The sequence below is a fragment of the Acinetobacter sp. UBA3461 genome (assembly GCF_002381195.1).
Classification (GTDB): Bacteria; Pseudomonadota; Gammaproteobacteria; order Pseudomonadales; family Moraxellaceae; genus Acinetobacter; species Acinetobacter schindleri.
Map to the genome: position 1 here is coordinate 134,238 of NZ_DFRO01000027.1, position 15,771 is coordinate 150,008.

The 15,771-nt window shown below is 43.6% G+C and carries 19 protein-coding genes, 4 tRNA genes and 1 riboswitch; of the genes, 6 read left to right on the forward strand and 17 right to left on the reverse strand.

The features are described from left to right. Window positions 1-72: 72 nt before the first annotated feature. Window positions 73-1,959 (reverse strand): RNA polymerase sigma factor RpoD, encoded by a 1,887-nt coding sequence (gene rpoD / locus B3D47_RS08015; protein ID WP_286861222.1) that lies wholly within the window; start codon window positions 1,957-1,959, stop codon window positions 73-75. A gap of 398 nt (window positions 1,960-2,357) precedes the next feature. On the opposite strand from rpoD, the gene B3D47_RS08020 reads away from it, so the two are divergent. Together B3D47_RS08020 and B3D47_RS08025 are read left to right on the forward strand one after the other, a co-directional pair. Continuing rightward, the gene (locus B3D47_RS08020; RefSeq protein ID WP_004814888.1) at window positions 2,358-2,564 is read left to right on the forward strand and encodes a PA3496 family putative envelope integrity protein; all 207 of its coding nucleotides are present in this window, start codon (window positions 2,358-2,360) and stop codon (window positions 2,562-2,564) included. A gap of 72 nt (window positions 2,565-2,636) precedes the next feature. Beyond that, complete coding sequence (locus tag B3D47_RS08025) at window positions 2,637-3,161, forward strand: YecA family protein (protein WP_004814890.1); 525 nt, start codon at window positions 2,637-2,639, stop codon at window positions 3,159-3,161. An 80-nt stretch (window positions 3,162-3,241) separates the two neighbouring features. On the opposite strand, the gene B3D47_RS08030 is transcribed toward B3D47_RS08025, so the two are convergent. The 5 genes from B3D47_RS08030 to B3D47_RS08050 all read right to left on the reverse strand — a co-directional run bounded on the left by B3D47_RS08030 (window position 3,242) and on the right by B3D47_RS08050 (window position 6,439). Further along, window positions 3,242-3,682, reverse strand: coding sequence for an ABZJ_00895 family protein (locus tag B3D47_RS08030; RefSeq protein WP_163165298.1), 441 nt, complete (start codon window positions 3,680-3,682; stop codon window positions 3,242-3,244). Between the two features lie 185 nt (window positions 3,683-3,867). Next, the gene (locus tag B3D47_RS08035) at window positions 3,868-4,290 is read right to left on the reverse strand and encodes an ABZJ_00895 family protein (protein WP_008307594.1); all 423 of its coding nucleotides are present in this window, start codon (window positions 4,288-4,290) and stop codon (window positions 3,868-3,870) included. Between the two features lie 30 nt (window positions 4,291-4,320). Continuing rightward, window positions 4,321-4,938, reverse strand: coding sequence for a DedA family protein (locus tag B3D47_RS08040; RefSeq protein WP_004814896.1), 618 nt, complete (start codon window positions 4,936-4,938; stop codon window positions 4,321-4,323). Window positions 4,939-5,022: 84 nt separating this feature from the next. After that, window positions 5,023-5,301: a hypothetical protein gene (locus B3D47_RS08045; protein WP_004814898.1), complete on the reverse strand. Its 279-nt coding sequence runs from the start codon at window positions 5,299-5,301 to the stop codon at window positions 5,023-5,025. 205 nt (window positions 5,302-5,506) lie between these two features. Then, on the reverse strand, window positions 5,507-6,439 hold the full coding sequence (locus tag B3D47_RS08050; RefSeq protein WP_004814900.1) for a rhodanese-related sulfurtransferase: 933 nt from the start codon (window positions 6,437-6,439) through the stop codon (window positions 5,507-5,509). 188 nt (window positions 6,440-6,627) lie between these two features. Here B3D47_RS08050 and B3D47_RS08055 point away from each other — a divergent pair, with 188 nt between their 5' ends. Both B3D47_RS08055 and B3D47_RS08060 read left to right on the forward strand, forming a co-directional pair. Continuing rightward, window positions 6,628-7,116 (forward strand): DUF1289 domain-containing protein, encoded by a 489-nt coding sequence (locus tag B3D47_RS08055; protein WP_005222926.1) that lies wholly within the window; start codon window positions 6,628-6,630, stop codon window positions 7,114-7,116. 44 nt (window positions 7,117-7,160) lie between these two features. After that, the gene (locus B3D47_RS08060; RefSeq protein WP_286861227.1) at window positions 7,161-7,772 is read left to right on the forward strand and encodes a LysE family translocator; all 612 of its coding nucleotides are present in this window, start codon (window positions 7,161-7,163) and stop codon (window positions 7,770-7,772) included. A gap of 65 nt (window positions 7,773-7,837) precedes the next feature. On the opposite strand, the gene ribB is transcribed toward B3D47_RS08060, so the two are convergent. Further along, window positions 7,838-8,497, reverse strand: coding sequence for a 3,4-dihydroxy-2-butanone-4-phosphate synthase (ribB, locus tag B3D47_RS08065; protein WP_286861230.1), 660 nt, complete (start codon window positions 8,495-8,497; stop codon window positions 7,838-7,840). A gap of 106 nt (window positions 8,498-8,603) precedes the next feature. Further along, window positions 8,604-8,758: riboswitch (FMN riboswitch) on the reverse strand. A 170-nt stretch (window positions 8,759-8,928) separates the two neighbouring features. On the opposite strand from ribB, the gene B3D47_RS08070 reads away from it, so the two are divergent. Both B3D47_RS08070 and B3D47_RS08075 read left to right on the forward strand, forming a co-directional pair. Next, window positions 8,929-10,734 carry a DUF2157 domain-containing protein gene (locus B3D47_RS08070; protein WP_286861231.1) on the forward strand — a complete coding sequence of 602 codons (1,806 nt, stop codon included), beginning with the start codon at window positions 8,929-8,931 and terminating at the stop codon, window positions 10,732-10,734. Further along, the gene (locus tag B3D47_RS08075) at window positions 10,731-11,315 is read left to right on the forward strand and encodes a GDYXXLXY domain-containing protein (RefSeq protein WP_286861233.1); all 585 of its coding nucleotides are present in this window, start codon (window positions 10,731-10,733) and stop codon (window positions 11,313-11,315) included. Before B3D47_RS08070 ends, B3D47_RS08075 begins: the two co-directional genes overlap by 4 nt. A 71-nt stretch (window positions 11,316-11,386) precedes the next feature. Here the strand turns inward: B3D47_RS08075 and panD are convergent, their stop codons facing one another. The 10 genes from panD to lolB form a co-directional block, all read right to left on the reverse strand. Continuing rightward, window positions 11,387-11,767 (reverse strand): aspartate 1-decarboxylase, encoded by a 381-nt coding sequence (panD, locus tag B3D47_RS08080; protein ID WP_099338479.1) that lies wholly within the window; start codon window positions 11,765-11,767, stop codon window positions 11,387-11,389. Between the two features lie 143 nt (window positions 11,768-11,910). After that, on the reverse strand, window positions 11,911-12,492 hold the full coding sequence (gene pth / locus B3D47_RS08085) for an aminoacyl-tRNA hydrolase (protein WP_004814907.1): 582 nt from the start codon (window positions 12,490-12,492) through the stop codon (window positions 11,911-11,913). Between the two features lie 19 nt (window positions 12,493-12,511). Next, window positions 12,512-12,808: a 50S ribosomal protein L25 gene (gene rplY / locus B3D47_RS08090; RefSeq protein ID WP_004891957.1), complete on the reverse strand. Its 297-nt coding sequence runs from the start codon at window positions 12,806-12,808 to the stop codon at window positions 12,512-12,514. Between the two features lie 99 nt (window positions 12,809-12,907). Further along, window positions 12,908-13,861 carry a ribose-phosphate pyrophosphokinase gene (locus tag B3D47_RS08095; RefSeq protein WP_048882398.1) on the reverse strand — a complete coding sequence of 318 codons (954 nt, stop codon included), beginning with the start codon at window positions 13,859-13,861 and terminating at the stop codon, window positions 12,908-12,910. Between the two features lie 36 nt (window positions 13,862-13,897). Continuing rightward, window positions 13,898-13,972, reverse strand: a tRNA-Gln gene (locus tag B3D47_RS08100). Between the two features lie 91 nt (window positions 13,973-14,063). Further along, a tRNA-Gln gene (locus tag B3D47_RS08105) sits at window positions 14,064-14,138 on the reverse strand. Between the two features lie 18 nt (window positions 14,139-14,156). Continuing rightward, a tRNA-Gln gene (locus B3D47_RS08110) sits at window positions 14,157-14,231 on the reverse strand. Between the two features lie 26 nt (window positions 14,232-14,257). Next, window positions 14,258-14,332 (reverse strand) — tRNA-Gln (locus tag B3D47_RS08115). Beyond that, window positions 14,331-15,161, reverse strand: a complete 831-nt coding sequence (gene ispE / locus B3D47_RS08120; protein ID WP_004814910.1) for a 4-(cytidine 5'-diphospho)-2-C-methyl-D-erythritol kinase — start codon at window positions 15,159-15,161, stop codon at window positions 14,331-14,333. The genes B3D47_RS08115 and ispE overlap by 2 nt, the downstream gene beginning before the upstream one ends. Window positions 15,162-15,183: 22 nt before the next feature. Then, window positions 15,184-15,765, reverse strand: coding sequence for a lipoprotein insertase outer membrane protein LolB (lolB, locus tag B3D47_RS08125; RefSeq protein WP_004891964.1), 582 nt, complete (start codon window positions 15,763-15,765; stop codon window positions 15,184-15,186). Window positions 15,766-15,771: the final 6 nt, after the last annotated feature.

Here is a 15,771-nt window from a genome sequence, read left to right on the forward strand (position 1 = left end):
TTGGGTCTGTCTTGGCTAGTTAAAATGGAGACCCTGAAGCAAATTTCAAGTCTCCAGAACAAGCATCAAATCTTAATCATTCTCAAGGAATGAACGCAGGTGTTCAGAACGGGAAGGATGACGCAGCTTGCGTAAGGCTTTCGCTTCAATCTGACGGATACGTTCACGGGTTACGTCGAACTGCTTACCTACTTCTTCCAAAGTATGGTCAGTTGGCATGTCGATACCAAAACGCATTTTCAGGACTTTCGCTTCACGTTCAGTCAGGTTTTCCAGTACTTCACGCGTCGCTTCTTTCAGGCCTTCTGACGTTGCCGCATCTACCGGAGAGGTGATGTTGCTGTCTTCAATGAAGTCACCTAAATGCGAATCTTCATCATCACCGATCGGTGTTTCCATCGAAATCGGTTCTTTAGCGATTTTAAGTACTTTGCGAACCTTCACTTCGTCCATTTCCAGACGTTCGCCTAGTTCTTCCGGAGTCGGTTCACGGCCCATTTCCTGAAGCAATTGACGAGATACACGGTTGATCTTGTTAATGGTTTCGATCATGTGTACTGGAATACGGATAGTACGTGCCTGATCCGCGATTGAACGGGTAATCGCCTGACGAATCCACCAGGTTGCATAAGTCGAGAACTTGTAACCACGACGGTATTCAAACTTGTCTACGGCTTTCATCAGACCAATGTTACCTTCCTGAATCAGATCCAGGAACTGCAAGCCACGGTTGGTATATTTCTTCGCAATCGAAATGACCAGACGTAAGTTCGCTTCAACCATTTCTTTCTTGGCACGGCGCGCTTTCGCTTCACCCACCGCCATACGTTTGGCGATGTCTTTGATGTCACGAACTTTCAGATCAAGTTCTTTTTCAATGTCTGCAATCTTTTGCTGGAATGCCAGCACGTCAGGGCGTACTTTTTCCAGATAAGCTTTTTGATCGGCAGGCGCTTTCGCAATTTGCTCATCTAACCAGGCTGGATTAGATTCCTGACCCGGGAAAGAAGTACGGAACTGGGTACGGTCCATACGGCCACGACGGACTGCATAACGCATTACTTCGCGTTCTGCACTACGGATCTGGTCGTGGGTACCACGAATCATTTCAGAAATGATATCGAACAGGCGCGGTGTGAACTTGAACATCATGAACACAGTAGCTAAAGCTTGCAGTGCCTCTTCTGCTTCTTTGCTGTTGCGGCCATGCTTTTCAATGACAGCCTTGGTATTTTTCCATGCATCTGAAAGTTCAGCAAAGCGAACTTTAGCGATTTCTGGATCTGGACCTGAGTCACCTTCAGAATCGTCATCACTGTCAGACTCTTCTTCATCTTCCTCATCATCCAGTTTTACATCTTTGGTTGACTTGGTAGTTGCTTCTTCATCTTCTTCGATGTCAGCGACTTCTTCCAGCACTTCTGGAATATCATCATCAGTTTCAGGGTCTAAATAACCTGAAAGCAGGTCGGCCAGGCGGCGTTCGCCAGTTTCATAATCTTTGTATTCTTGTAGTACAACTTCTACGGCATTTGGCCAGTAAGCAATGGAGTGAAGAACGTCACGGATCCCTTCTTCAATACGTTTTGCAATGCTGATTTCGCCTTCACGCGTTAAAAGTTCAACAGTACCCATTTCACGCATATACATACGTACTGGGTCAGTTGTACGACCTGGCTCATTTTCTACAGATGCAAGTACTGCTGCAGCTTCTTCTTCTGCAACTTCATCGGCAGCTTCTGCAGTATCCTCAAACATCGCATCATCAGATTCAGGCGCGCGATCATGTACCGGAATGCCGACGTCATTCAACATCTGAATGATATCTTCAATCTGTTCACTTTCTGTGATTGAGTCCGGGAGATGATCGTTAACCTCAGCGAAGGTTAAATAACCTTGTTCTTTGCCTCGGCTAATCAGAGCCGCTACTTGCGAAGTAGGGGAAGTCATATCGCTCATCTTTGCTTACTCTTCGTTGAATCTGTGACAGTAAAAAATCGTACAACTCTGCACGACTTAAGCTCATTAAATTTAGTGAATAGCCTACATATTTCATCAGAGTATTCAGCATCAAGGCTGTCTGACAAAATATTTAAAATGAAATTCAGTAATTTAAGATGGGGATGAATTTGTTATTTTCAAGTCCAGCCCCGGCGTATCTGTATCTGACCAAAAATATAATAGTCAAAAAATATAAGGACGCAGGGTGGATTATATCATGCCATACAATTTACTTGGAAAAAAAGCCCTATTTACAAATTTAAGATACTAAATTTTAAATAAAACTTGACAAGTATTTTTAGGCAAGATAAATAGCGCCTAGGACCCTTTACATTTTTCACAATGAGGTAGTTTTAGTGTCTTCTACAGATTTTGAACTAGATGATAACTACGGTGATGATGATGTTAGCTTCGATGAGGCTTCCAGCAAGCTCAGCGCAAAAGAGTCGTTGGAAAAACGTCGTCTGATTGATGACCTGTTGACTCAACGCCGCCTCGAGCGCGAACTCAAAGATTTTGACTACGACTTCGACGATGACGATGACTTCGACGACGAAGATTAAGCAATTCGGATTTAGCATGGCCTGAATAAATGCTATGCTAGGCCTTTCGGAATTTCTAAGTTTGGATATTAGATGAGTGCTTTAGATTTAGACCTGTTGAGTGACTATCTGGATGGCGACCAAAATGAGTATGGTCTGGATTTCGCGGCAACTCACGGTTTCCTGTGTGCAATTGCAGTAGGTCCGCAGTTTGACAGATGGCTGGATGAGCTTTTTGATAACAATCAGAAAAAAGTTCCAGCAGCAATCATCGAACAGGTTAAAGTATGGCTGGAGTCTATCCGTCAAAGCTTGGCCAATGAAGAAGGCATCACTTTCCCGTTTGAAATCGAGGAAGCAGATACCGAATCAAGTCTTGGTGACTGGAGTGTGGGCTTTGTTGATGCCATGTTCCTGAACGAAGAAGCATGGTTTGCAGAAGAATTTGAAGAACAGCTGGTGGATTTAACCCTGCCAATCATGGTCTTCAGTGGGATTGATGAAGAAGACCCACAAATGGAAACTTTCCGTCGTAACGGCCAGTTAATGGACGAGCTTGCGGAAGAAATTCCAGAAAACCTGAATGAATTGTACCTGATGTATCATACACCAGATTAACTCTCCCAAATCAAAAAAGCACCTTCGGGTGCTTTTTTTATATTTGCTTTTTTATATATCTGTGATTTTAAGCTAAGCAGTTATTCCTTGGCCTGTTTTTTTGCTTCCAGACCTTTAAGAGCGCTTTTACTCATCCAGCCGAAACATAAGGCAAGGACAACATATTGAATCGCCAAGCCTAGCAGCAATACGCTTATCCAGATGCCAAAAGATAAAGATTCCAGTATACCGAGGATAATTTCCCGTTGTTCTGCAATACCCAATATTGATAAGGATAAGATCAAGCCAATTAGCACGCTAATGCCTAGACACCCCCAAATTAACTGTTTTTTCTCTATAGCACTTGGTAGACGCTGTTGATCCTGAACAAATTTGATCGCTGCCGCTGCCCCTGCACCGAATAATGCCGGGATGGCAGTGCTGCTGCCAGGCAAATCGATAAACATATTTAAACCAGCGACAATCAGAATCGCGACCAGATAAACTATAGTGAAATAGCCAAAATATTTTTTAATCATCATTTTTATCTCGAATATTGTGTTTTTATTGTTGTTGCTTGTGTGGTTGAAAATGGGAAAAGCTATACCAATAAGTTTGTTTATTTTAATAATTTGCTCGAATATTCAGCAAGATAAATTAAAAGAATATGACGAATGTCACGTGAAGCATAGAAGGATCACGTGACATGATTTGAACTAGATTGAAATTAAGCGTGTTTCTTTGGCTGTTTAGCCAAGCTATAGTGGGTATAGCCATGATAGGCGACATGAAACAGGGCGGCATGCAAGGCAATCAAGGCAGCGACAATAAATGAATTTGGGCCTCGGCCTGTATAATTCATTCGGCGCAGAATTTCCTCGGTATAAGGGTGCAGCCAGATCATCACCAAGATAAAAATAAAGCCAAGGCTCATGGCAATAATGGTAGAGCCCCAGACCAAGGTATTTTTTTCCTTGGCGTCAGGTACACGCAGTTCCTTATGCACAAAATGCCGGGCACTCAAGAATGCTGCTGCAATTAATGCAGGAATGAAGATAATGGCACCCAAGTTTAACCAATACACAATCATGCCAACCAAAACCAGCAAGGCAAGATAAACGGCTGCAAAATATTTAAGATAATGCGACATCGTTCTGGCCTCCTTAACAGGACTTACTATTCAGGATGGACGATTTTTGCGTTGATGTCTACGGTACAGAACCCAGCCGATAATAATCGCTACAATTGCAATAATGATATAACTGACCTTGCTAAAAATCTGATGCATCAAGTTCTGATTTTCGCCGAAATAAAATCCAATACAGGCCAGAAAAGTCGTCCAGATGATTGTTCCCAAGCTGCTATAAAACATGAATTTCCAGAAGGGCATACGACTCATTCCAGCAGGAATACTGATCAGGGAGCGCACTGCGGGAATCATACGTCCAGCAAAAACAATGCGATGACCATACTGCTCGAACCATGCTAAAGATTTTTTTACATCATCAGATTTAATAAACAGATATTTACCATAACGGTCGACAAATCTGAAAATCGATTCATGACTGAATTTATAACCAATCCAGTAAAGTAAGGCAGCAGCCAGCAGGGAGCCGAGGCAACCCGCAATGATCACGCCGACCAGTACTAATTGACCTTGGGACGCGGAATAGCCCGCAGATGGCATAATGATTTCAGAGGGAATAGGCGGGAAGACATTGTCGAGGAACATGAGCAGGGCAATACCCCAATAGCCCAGCTGTTCCATAATAGAAATAATCCAGTCAGTCAGATTCATAAGCAGCAGTTAATTGAAAATACTGCTTTTATCCTACGGAGTATTCCAGAATGGGTAAAGTAGATAAATTGTAGATCGCACAAATTAGCTATGCGTGAGGGTATAGATATAAACTCGACGCAGCAGATAGGCACTGAATACTGGCAATATACTTAATAGCAAAAATTGCACGATGCCAGTGTTGATGTGATAGCCAATAAATAGCGCTAAGATCGCACCAATAACAGTTCCTAGCACAACAATAAAAAGATGTGATTCATGTTCCAGCTGGTCCATGACTTCAACAGTCCGCTGTACTTTTACTTGATCCTTGCGTTGAAACTGAACAATATTATCTTCATATTTTGCGTAGGATTTTGCCATTTTGTGTTCCTTTTCATATAAAAAATATATTTAGTAATTAAACACTTAGGTGGAAAATGATTACTGTATATAGATTATCAAGACTTTTTCTTTTTAAAGGGGAATCTTGGTAAAAGCGTGTTGAGATTTTTATTTAGATTGTGAAGTTTGTGTAAAAAAAAGCCCTCAAATGAGGGCTTTTATACATCTAGTTACATTCTACACATTATAAACGTTTACGTTTTGCAGCGAGGATTTGTGACTGGCGCATACGGAAGCCTTCTTTTTGCTTCTCAGTTGTTTTGTCGATACAGTACACACAAGATACACCGTGTTCATAGCTTGGTAATGCTGCTTCCTCGGGAGTGAGTGGCCAGCCACATGCGTGACATTTAGTATTTTGGCCTTCTTCCATACCGTGAGTCACGGCAGTACGGCCATCAAATACGAAACATTCACCTTCCCATAGGCTCTCTTCTGGTGGGGTTTCTTCCAGATATTTCAAAATACCACCTTTCAGGTGATAAACCTCAGTAAAGCCTTCTTGAAGAAGTAAAGAGGTCGATTTTTCACAACGGATCCCGCCTGTACAGAACATGGCAATTTTCTTGTCTTTGTGCTGTTCCAAATTCTGTTTCACGTATTCCGGGAATTCGCGGAAAGTTTCAGTTTTCGGGTCAATCGCACCCTTAAATGTACCGGCCTTGTATTCGTAGTCATTACGGGTATCGACCAGAATCACGTCATCACGCGCAATCAGCTCATTCCATTCTTTAGGATCAAGGTAATGACCGACAAGATCACGTGGCTTAACAGGTACCCCTAACGTCACGATTTCTTTCTTCAGTTTGATCTTCATTTTACGGAATGGCTTGTCAGAGCTATGAGACTCCTTGTATTCCATTTCGTTGAAGCCTTCGTTTAGAAGGAACTGATGTACTTTGTCGATGGCTTCACGGTTACCTGCAACGGTACCGTTGATGCCTTCGCCTGCCACAATTAGAGTACCGCAAAGGTCGATGGTTTTTACCAGGTCAAGGAGGCGTTGTTGAAGACCTGCGGGGTCTTGAACTTCCTTAAATTGATAAAGTGCGGCAACAACCCAACCAGTCGTCGCTTGCTGTTCTACAGGTGCAAGCTGTTCTACAGTAGCGTTCATGGAATACTCCAACGTAGCATGATATTTGAAAGGCGCACATTTTAACGTGATTTGCATGATTATGCGAGTAAAACCCATAGCATTTATAGGGACTTCAATTCATGCAGGAGAGCGTGTATAGTCTTGCCCGACCCGGTATTATTGCAGACCTGCCTGTGCTGAAATGATCAGCAATGTTGGAGTAAGTTTTGAGTTCAGATCGTCGTATTGCATCTTTAACCCCATGTGCAGGGCGTTGCTCGACCGTATTTGGTGATGCGGTATGTCGCGGTTGTCGCCGTTTTAATCATGAAGTGATTCAGTGGAATACCTATACGGCTGAACAGCATAACGCAGTATGGCAACGTCTGGATGCTCAACTTGATCAGATTCTAGTCCCGATGCTGCCTCTGGCAGATATGGCTCATGTCGAGAAATTTGTATTGTCCAAGCGGGTGCGGTTGCGTGATGATGCCAGTAAAGGGCGTAAGCTCTATCATGCATTAAAATTGTGTGAAAAAAACCGGCATTTGACTGATGAGAGTGGCCTAGGCATTCATTATAAACAGGTACGTCCGATTTGGGATGAATTTGAACGTCGAGTATTGGCATTGGCAAAAGCCAGTTATGATCTGGCATTTTTGCGTGCTGATGGGATGAGTCAGCATCTGATCCAGATGGAAGAAGAGGACGAGTAGGTCCTCTTTTTTTATACTGACTATATTAGACAAGGAGGAATGGGGTGAATATTACCGAATATCTGCTGTATTGTCTGGCCGTAGTAATCATGATCGCGACGCCCGGGCCAGTAATGTTACTGGTCGCTAGTGCCGGGCTCAAAGGCGGCTATAAGCATGCCTTGCAGACTATTTTCGGGACTAACTTTGCCTCACTGGTTCTGATTGGTTTATCCATTCTCAGTCTAAAAGGTCTTCTGGTTGTTAACGAAAATTGGCTGAATGGCATTAAGCTACTTGGCTGTTTGTATATTGCCTGGCTGGGAATTCAGATTTTCAGGGAAGTCTGGCAAGGGCAGGGATCAACTGGACCACAAAGCCTGCAGCCTGTACAGGGCGGCTTTCGTACCGGTTTTCTGGTAGGTATTTCTAATCCCAAGGATATTATTTTCTTTGCCGCCTTTTTTCCGCAATTTATAGGCATTAGCCCAAACCTCGATTTAAGCTTGGTGATTCTGACAATTAGCTGGATTGTTCTGGATTTCCTCACCCTGTCACTGGTGTATCTGGGGTTTCAGCGATTATCTGGGTCTCAGCTTTATCCGCATTTACTGGGGCTATGCGGCTTGATCTTGTTAATGGTTGCACTGTATGGAATTTATTCCATCTTCAGTTAATTCAATCAATATACATGACACAAAAAATCCCGAACTAAATGCCGGGATTTTCTTTTTAAATAGACTTATATATTGTGTTGCTGGCGATACTTTACCAGTTCGTCAATAGTAATTAGGCTCAGTTGATGCGTCTGTGCATATGACAGAACCTGAATACCAGAAGCCATGCTGCCATCCGGATTAGTCAGTTCACACAACACGCCGGCAGGTTTTAAACCAGCCAGACGCGCAAGGTCAATAGTACCTTCAGTATGACCACGCCGGGTTAAGACACCACCTTCACGGGCGCGTAATGGGAATACATGACCAGGACGATTCAGATCACTGGCAACTGCGCCGTCTTTAATCGCTGTTTTAATTGTAGTCGTGCGGTCTTTGGCAGAAACACCGGTTGTTACACCCTCTGCTGCTTCAATACTTACAGTAAAGGCAGTTTTAAACTGACTAGAGTTATCTTGTACCATTGGTGGCAATTCTAAATGATTTGCCAGCTCATCAGTCAGACATAAGCAAACGATGCCTGAACCATCACGAATCATACGCGCCATGGTTTCTACAGTTAAAGTTTCAGCTGCCACAATCAGATCGGCTTCATTTTCACGGTCAAAATCATCCATGACCAAGATAGGTTTGCCTTGGCGGAGATCTTCGAGTGCCTGAAGGATACGTTGTTCAGCAGGGGCTAAAGCAGAAGAGAAAATTTCGGGTTGAATCAAACTTGACATTGAAATGCTCACCTAAACTAAAAATATGATTGAACATTTCAGGACTGAGTGAAAATAGGCTTATAGCAAAAACAGGTGTATGCACGGCATACAGCCTTGGTGCTGCTTTCGTCTTCTTTCATCCGGACTATACCGTCGGCTCTGGATTTGCACCAGATCTGCAGATCAATCGAAATTGACCGCTCGTGGGCTGATTCAAGCCTAATTATAAAAAGCTGAAATTACCACCGGTGGGGAATCACACCCCGCCCTGAAGCGATGTAGGATCATTATAGTCCTGATTTTAAAAAGATGGGATGGTTGAAATGGAAAGTAATTTGCAGAATTTTAGATAAACAAAACAGATAATCTGAATTACCCAAGTTTTTAGCAAAATACTGGAAACATGCTATGGTGTGAGGAAGATTAGAAATCCTTCAATAATTCTAACAATGCATAAAACTGAGCTGATTCGAAATAATCAATTTTCGCCCTTGCTGTTCTGTAATGTAGAAGTACTACGTTATTTAAAAATCTTGGGCTTGGCACTCATCACGGTCAGTTTGCTGTATTTAATGGCAGCGAATTGGTGGATGCTACCGGATCCGGTTCAGCTGGCAATCCCGATGCTGATTTTACTATGTAGTGCAGCAGCAAGTGTTTACTTCGACCAGCAGGAATGGGTGAGACAGAGTCTGGATACGGTATCTGGTCTCATGCTGGGTTTAAGTCTGGCAGTGATTGGGCAGATTTATCAAACTGGCGCAAATAGTTATCTGTTATTTTTGCTCTGGTCAGCTTTGCTCTTACCATGGCTCTATCGCTCCAATATTGGCATTTTTGTCATGCTTTGCGTAGTGAGCCAGCTGACGTTTTATCTGTATTTTAAACAGAGCTTCTGGATGGGAAGAGCAGAAGGGTTGTATTTGCTCGGTCTAAATTTGCTGGCAGCACTTAGCTTTGCGTATGCCATGCGCTATTACGCGCTGCTACGTTTTCTGTTTATCACATTTGTGATCGTGATTTCGATCAGCAGCATGATGCAGTTTACCCATCACTTTAAGCTGATCTATTTAGCTTCTTCAGTTGTTTTACCGACAGGTGCCGCATTTTATTTTTATAGGAAACATCAGGCGCTAGAAGCCATTCTTCTCATTGCAGGTTTGGCTGCCAGTGTGAGCTTATGGGTATTTGACCTGGTTGAAAATCAACTGACCAATTCAGCTACTGGACTATTTGTGCTAGCTGTGCTGATTTTTGGCTGGTTTGCCTTAATTAGTTTTGCTTTAAATAGAATTTTTCCACAAACCAAATTCTCCGTGATTCCTCTGGCACTCGGTGCTTGGATTTCCGGGATTATTCTTGCAGTCCTGTTACTGACTTACTGGGAAGCCTTTTCGATCTTAATGGGGATCATCTTTATAGGCATCGCCTGGAAACTGCTGGGTCAGCAGACTTCAGTTTTTATGCGCCAGTTTGCCTATTGCTTGTGGATCTGTGGTCAGGCAGCAGTTTTAATTCATACAGAACTGCTCACCGACAGTATGGTTGTAGTCTGGCTGCTGCAATTACTAATGCTGGGGCTTACTACCATCAAACGGATGCACTGGTCTATTTTGACCCTACAGCTGCTGATTACGCATGCATTAGCAATCGTGGTTCTGGTCTTAGAAAATTCTTTTAAACATGATGACATGGTGATCAGTATCATACTCAGCTTGAACTATGTCATTTTCATCGGACTATTCCTAACAGCGCGTTATTGGCAATCTTCGCATTATCAGAAAAGTATCTTTCTCTGGATGATCGCCATGCTGACAGGTTCAGCGGTGGTTCAGGCAGTGACCGGATTAGAGCACTGGCAGAGCATCGGACAGATCAGCTTTGACCAAGTCCTGCTGTTTTATATTTTTCCGAGCTTATTGTTGTTCAGTTTTATTTGGCAAAACTGGCAACAATTTTCTGAAAAATGGCTCTGGTTAATTCCGGTTCTGGGTTTATTACTGATCCTGCTGGGCTATTTTGAAATTTTTATCATTATGCTGCTCATGGCCTGGGCTGTAGTCTATCAGCAACGAATGATTCAAGCCCTATCGATTTTATTGCTGATCTTTTGGTTATGGATGCTGTATTACAATCTGGGGCTGAGTTTCCTGGTAAAGAGCCTCACGATTTTCATCTCAGGTCTCATGGTTTGGTGCATGGTCTATGGCTTAAAGCAGGTAAGGATTAGATCTGGTCAGGAGGAAACTGCATGAAAAAGTTTCTTCCTCTGATTCTGGCCGGATTCAGTATTCTGCTCTTTGTGGGGCTGATCCTCAAACATGAAGATCATTTAGCGAACAGCCAGTCCATCTTTGTTGAGCTTGCTCCGGTCGATCCGCGCTCAATCTTGCAAGGCGATTATATGGCACTGAATTATGAGCTGCATTTCGAGGGTGATGCTGAAGCTGACCGTGGAGAAGAGGGTAGTTTACCGGATAAGAAAATTGCAGCCTTAGAAAAGCGTATTCAGGATCAGACACATCTTTTAAGCTATGTGCAGCTAGATGATCAGCATCGTGTGATTCAAACCAGCCTGGATAAAAGTCTTTTGAAGATTGCTCCAGAAACTTCAATGCCACTTATTTTAAAAAATCCTTCCAACCGATTAGCCAATTTATATCCGGCAGCGAATAGCTTTATGTTTGCAGAAGGATTGGAACCGTGCTATCGCAACGCAAAATATGCCGAGATTAAAGTTAAAGATAATGCACAGGCTTTATTGGCGAATCTGGTGGATCAGAATCTGCGAGCTTTAAATTGCGAAAGCCAAAAAGACTGGGCACAGGGCAGTTAATTAGGATCTATCTTTAGAAGTATTTTTCAATAAAAAAGCCCGCATATTGCGGGCTTTTTAAAATCTTGGACTTAAGCTACTTGCACAGGAATACAGTTCGCTGTGTGGTTCACCGTGTTGTCTGGATTTGCATAGACAAGGCGTGGTTTGTGAGCATTTGCTTCAGCTTCAGTGAAATCACCGAAAGTCGCGATAATCATTAGGTCACCGACATCTGCTTGCAGCGCAGCGCCACCATTAACAGAAATGATGCCTGAACCTTCTTCACCGCGGATTGCATAAGTGGTAAAACGCTTACCATTCGTCACGTTCCACATATGAATTTCTTCATATTCGCGGATGCCTGCCAAATCCAGAAGAATACCGTCAATTGCACAAGAACCTTCATAATGTAATTCTGCTTGTGTTACGACACAACGGTGGATTTTAGCTTTTAATAAACGAGATAGCATGTAGCGTCTCCTTGGTGGACCTAAGAGTTTGATCTTATGGTTAAATCAGTCTGACTTGATATATTGTGAACAATCAAGCAACCGCATTTTGCTCTGAAATGCGAAAGATGGCAAGAAAGATTATTCAACAATTTATAGAATGATCAGTTTGGTTTATAGGCATTGATTTGATTCATGGCCTGTTGTACTTCACCATTGACCAGCATCTTGATGCGATTCATGGCATGTGCAATCGCGTCATCCATTAAAGTCTGCTCACTGCTCGGTGCCTTACTCAGCACATGACCGGACACGCGTTCCTTAGAACCTGGGTGACCAATACCGATACGTAAGCGATGGAAGTTCGGACCGATGTGCGGCACGATATCGCGCAAACCATTGTGACCACCATGACCACCGCCAGTTTTCAGGCGAATGATTCCTGGATTCATATCCAGCTCATCATGTGCGATCAGGATTGACTCAGGAGCGATATTATAGAATTTGGCAAAGGGAACAACACTTTTACCAGAAAGATTCATGAATGTTGTTGGAAGAAGTAGACGAACGTCTTGGCCTTCGATATTGCCACGACCGCTAAATCCATTGAATTTTGGGTCTTTTTTGAGGGAAATGCCATATTGTTCGGCAAGGCGTTCTACGAACCAGAAGCCTGCATTATGGCGGGTCTGGGCATACTCAGAACCTGGGTTGCCCAAACCTACAATCAGTGAAATATTTGACACTAATTTACACCATCAACACTTATGCGCGTTTGAAGTCAGCGTGCATAGGTGTGTTTTTAGCTGGGTGACGTTGAAGCGCTTGGATTTTAACGCTTTCAGTTTTGCCGTCGATGTTGATTTCAACAACTTCTTCGAAGAAAGCGTTGCTTTCTAAAGCTTTAACAAGCTCACGAAGTTCAAGAGTAACAGCTACAGGAGCAGCTTCGCCACCGTAGATGATTGCAGGTACTTTGTTTTGAAGACGAAGGCGGCGGCTCGCACCTTTCCCTTGTACTGCTTCTTCACGTGCTGCTGCGTTTAATACGAAGTTTGCCATGATAGACATCCTATTTTAAGTTTAATTGACTAGATCTGCGACCAATCTAGTGAGTAAAAGCCCCGCCAAATGGCAGGGCTTTGGAAATTCAGCGCTATATTATAGATAAGAATCGAACATTGCGCTAATAGATTCTTCGTTGTTAATACGACGAATTGTTTCAGCAACCATGCTTGCTACTGAAACCTGGCGAATCTTACCAAGAGATAAAGCTTCTTCTGAAAGCGGAATGGTATCAGTTACAACCAGTTCGTCGATTACAGAATTTTTAAGATTTTCAATCGCTTTACCAGACAGTACCGGGTGAGTTGCATAAGCCACCACTTTACGAGCACCGAAAGTTTTCAATGCATCAGCTGCTTTGCAAAGCGTACCCGCTGTATCCACCATGTCATCAACAATGACACAGTCACGATCTTTAACATCACCAATCAAATGCATCACTTGTGATTCATTCGCTTTTTGACGACGTTTATCGATGATTGCCAGGTCGATATCACCCATCTGTTTCGCAACAGCACGAGCACGTACTACACCACCCACGTCAGGAGAAACAACCATCAGGTTATGATGCTGTTGTTGACGTAAGTCAGCAAGCAATGCTGGAGTACCGTAGATGTTGTCTACAGGGATATCGAAGAAGCCTTGGATTTGGTCAGCATGAAGGTCGATCATCACTACACGGTCAATACCCACAGTCGTCAGCATATCTGCAACAACTTTTGCGGTAATTGGTACACGGCTAGAACGAGGACGACGGTCTTGACGGGCATAACCGAAGTAAGGAATAACGGCGGTAATACGACCAGCACTTGCACGACGCAGCGCGTCAGCCATCACGAGGACTTCCATTAGGTTGTCGTTCGTTGGGGCACAAGTAGGTTGTACGATAAATACGTCTTTACCACGTACATTCTCAGTGATTTCTACAGCAATTTCACCATCAGAAAAGGTAGAAACAGATGCAGCACCTAGAGGAATGTGTAAATGGCTTACGACTTTTTGAGCGAATTGTGGATGCGCGGTTCCACTAAAAACGACAAGATTGGGCATGAAGCACCCTTGGCGGTTAGGAAATATGGGAATAGATGGCAGGGGTAGCTGGATTCGAACCAACGGATGGCGAGATCAAAACCCGCTGCCTTACCACTTGGCGATACCCCTAATGCGGCAGAACTTTAATATTTTTGCGCTATTGTGTCAAGGTAAATTAACACTCTTACTGCAAAACCATGTCCTGTCTTTTTTGAGAAAATGGCAGGGGCGGCTGGATTCGAACCAACGGATGGCGAGATCAAAACCCGCTGCCTTACCACTTGGCGACGCCCCTAATTTGATGACTGTAAAATGGCAGGGGCGGCTGGATTCGAACCAACGGATGGCGAGATCAAAACCCGCTGCCTTACCACTTGGCGACGCCCCTACTACAGTACATCTACAGGTGAAAAATGGCAGGGGTAGCTGGATTCGAACCAACGGATGGCGAGATCAAAACCCGCTGCCTTACCACTTGGCGATACCCCTAACAAACCTTAAAATGACGTAATGGTGATTCTTGTAAACTATTCACCAGGTAAGCTTTACATGGTGCATTTTCAAGAATGTTGGTTACATTCATCTTTTCAGTTACTTCGATAAACACGCAGGCACCTGTACCTGTAAGCTTTGCAACACCGAACTGGTCGAGATACTGCATTGCTTCATCGACTTCAGGATATAAGCTTCTTGCCAGTGGCTCAAAGTTATTTCCGAAATCAGATGGCGTTATCTGATAGGCGCAAAATTTAGAGCTCTTCGTGTCTCTTGTCAACGTTTTTTGTGAAAAAAGCAGTTGAGTGCTGATAAAACAGTCAGGTTTGAGCACAATGAACTGTTTTTGATCTAAGTCAATGAATGTTAAGTGTTCACCGATGCCTTCTGCCCATGCATTTCGGCCATAAACAAAAATCGGCACGTCGGCACCAAGCTTGACACCCAGTTCAGCTAACTGCTCAATTGTTAGCCCACAATCCCAGAGCTGGTTCACGACAATTAAAGTGGTGGCAGCATTCGATGAACCACCACCCAGTCCAGCACCCATCGGAATATTTTTTTCCAGACGGATTTTTAGACCCGAATAAGCTTTTGCATAAGGTTTAAGCACCTGAATCGCACGATAGATCAGGTTTTGTTCCAGATCGACAGATGCCAGCCCTTCAATCTGAATCTGTTTATCTGCAGTTTGCTCAAACTCCAGCCAGTCGCACAAATCAATCAGCTGAAAAATACTTTGCAGCTCATGATAACCATCTGGTCGGCGACCCGTAATGTGGAGAAACAAATTCAGTTTAGAAGGCGAGGGAACACGAATCATGGTTAAGTTTCAATCAAATGCATTAACGATTTTGAATCACCATTGTAATACGGTTTTCACCGCCATTCCCAAGTGTCTGTTTTAAAATCAGGCGGTTTGGCAGACGTGCCTGTGCTGCATAACTGAGATCCACGGTCCAGCCATCTTCAATAATCTGGCTGATGCGTTGAGTATCATCTTTTTGCAATTGGGCATTGCTGGTCGCAGGACGAGCCTGTACCCAATCGACCAGATGGGTAATCGGTGCCTGCCAGCCAGTTGCACGTTGCAGTAGCTCTTCTGGTGTAGCAGCTTTAATCAGACCTGTTTTGGCGCTATTCAGCGAAACTTGACCAGGTTGGCCAGTGATCTGGGTTTTGCCTACGCCCAGAATACCCGTCAGTTCAATATCAAATTGTTCCTGCTGCTGTGCCCAGGTGAAGAAGGCACTGCCACTTTGTTGTGGGGTACGCACACCAATCTTGCCTTGGAGCTGGAATTCATTTTCAGCAGTTGGAATTGCCGATGTGGCAGGTTGTTTGGGTTGCGCGATCTGCTGACAACCGGTCAGAATCAAAGTGCCTGATGCAAGGAAGCAACAGGCCAGCTGGCTAAGCTTAGGCATAATAGA

Bases quoted from the DNA above. Each gene is read 5' to 3' on its own strand.
- B3D47_RS08030 (WP_163165298.1), bottom strand. From the start codon at position 3,682: ATGATGATTAAAAAATATTTTGGCTATTTCACTATAGTTTATCTGGTC.
- rplY (WP_004891957.1), bottom strand. From the start codon at position 12,808: ATGGCAAACTTCGTATTAAACGCAGCAGCACGTGAAGAAGCAGTACAA.
- panD (WP_099338479.1), bottom strand. From the start codon at position 11,767: ATGCTATCTCGTTTATTAAAAGCTAAAATCCACCGTTGTGTCGTAACA.
- B3D47_RS08095 (WP_048882398.1), bottom strand. From the start codon at position 13,861: ATGCCCAATCTTGTCGTTTTTAGTGGAACCGCGCATCCACAATTCGCT.
- B3D47_RS08045 (WP_004814898.1), bottom strand. From the start codon at position 5,301: ATGGCAAAATCCTACGCAAAATATGAAGATAATATTGTTCAGTTTCAA.
- B3D47_RS08040 (WP_004814896.1), bottom strand. From the start codon at position 4,938: ATGAATCTGACTGACTGGATTATTTCTATTATGGAACAGCTGGGCTAT.
- B3D47_RS08075 (WP_286861233.1), top strand. From the start codon at position 10,731: ATGAAAAAGTTTCTTCCTCTGATTCTGGCCGGATTCAGTATTCTGCTC.
- B3D47_RS08050 (WP_004814900.1), bottom strand. From the start codon at position 6,439: ATGAACGCTACTGTAGAACAGCTTGCACCTGTAGAACAGCAAGCGACG.
- B3D47_RS08035 (WP_008307594.1), bottom strand. From the start codon at position 4,290: ATGTCGCATTATCTTAAATATTTTGCAGCCGTTTATCTTGCCTTGCTG.
- ribB (WP_286861230.1), bottom strand. From the start codon at position 8,497: ATGTCAAGTTTGATTCAACCCGAAATTTTCTCTTCTGCTTTAGCCCCT.
- B3D47_RS08070 (WP_286861231.1), top strand. From the start codon at position 8,929: ATGCATAAAACTGAGCTGATTCGAAATAATCAATTTTCGCCCTTGCTG.
- lolB (WP_004891964.1), bottom strand. From the start codon at position 15,765: ATGCCTAAGCTTAGCCAGCTGGCCTGTTGCTTCCTTGCATCAGGCACT.
- ispE (WP_004814910.1), bottom strand. From the start codon at position 15,161: ATGATTCGTGTTCCCTCGCCTTCTAAACTGAATTTGTTTCTCCACATT.
- rpoD (WP_286861222.1), bottom strand. From the start codon at position 1,959: ATGAGCGATATGACTTCCCCTACTTCGCAAGTAGCGGCTCTGATTAGC.
- B3D47_RS08025 (WP_004814890.1), top strand. From the start codon at position 2,637: ATGAGTGCTTTAGATTTAGACCTGTTGAGTGACTATCTGGATGGCGAC.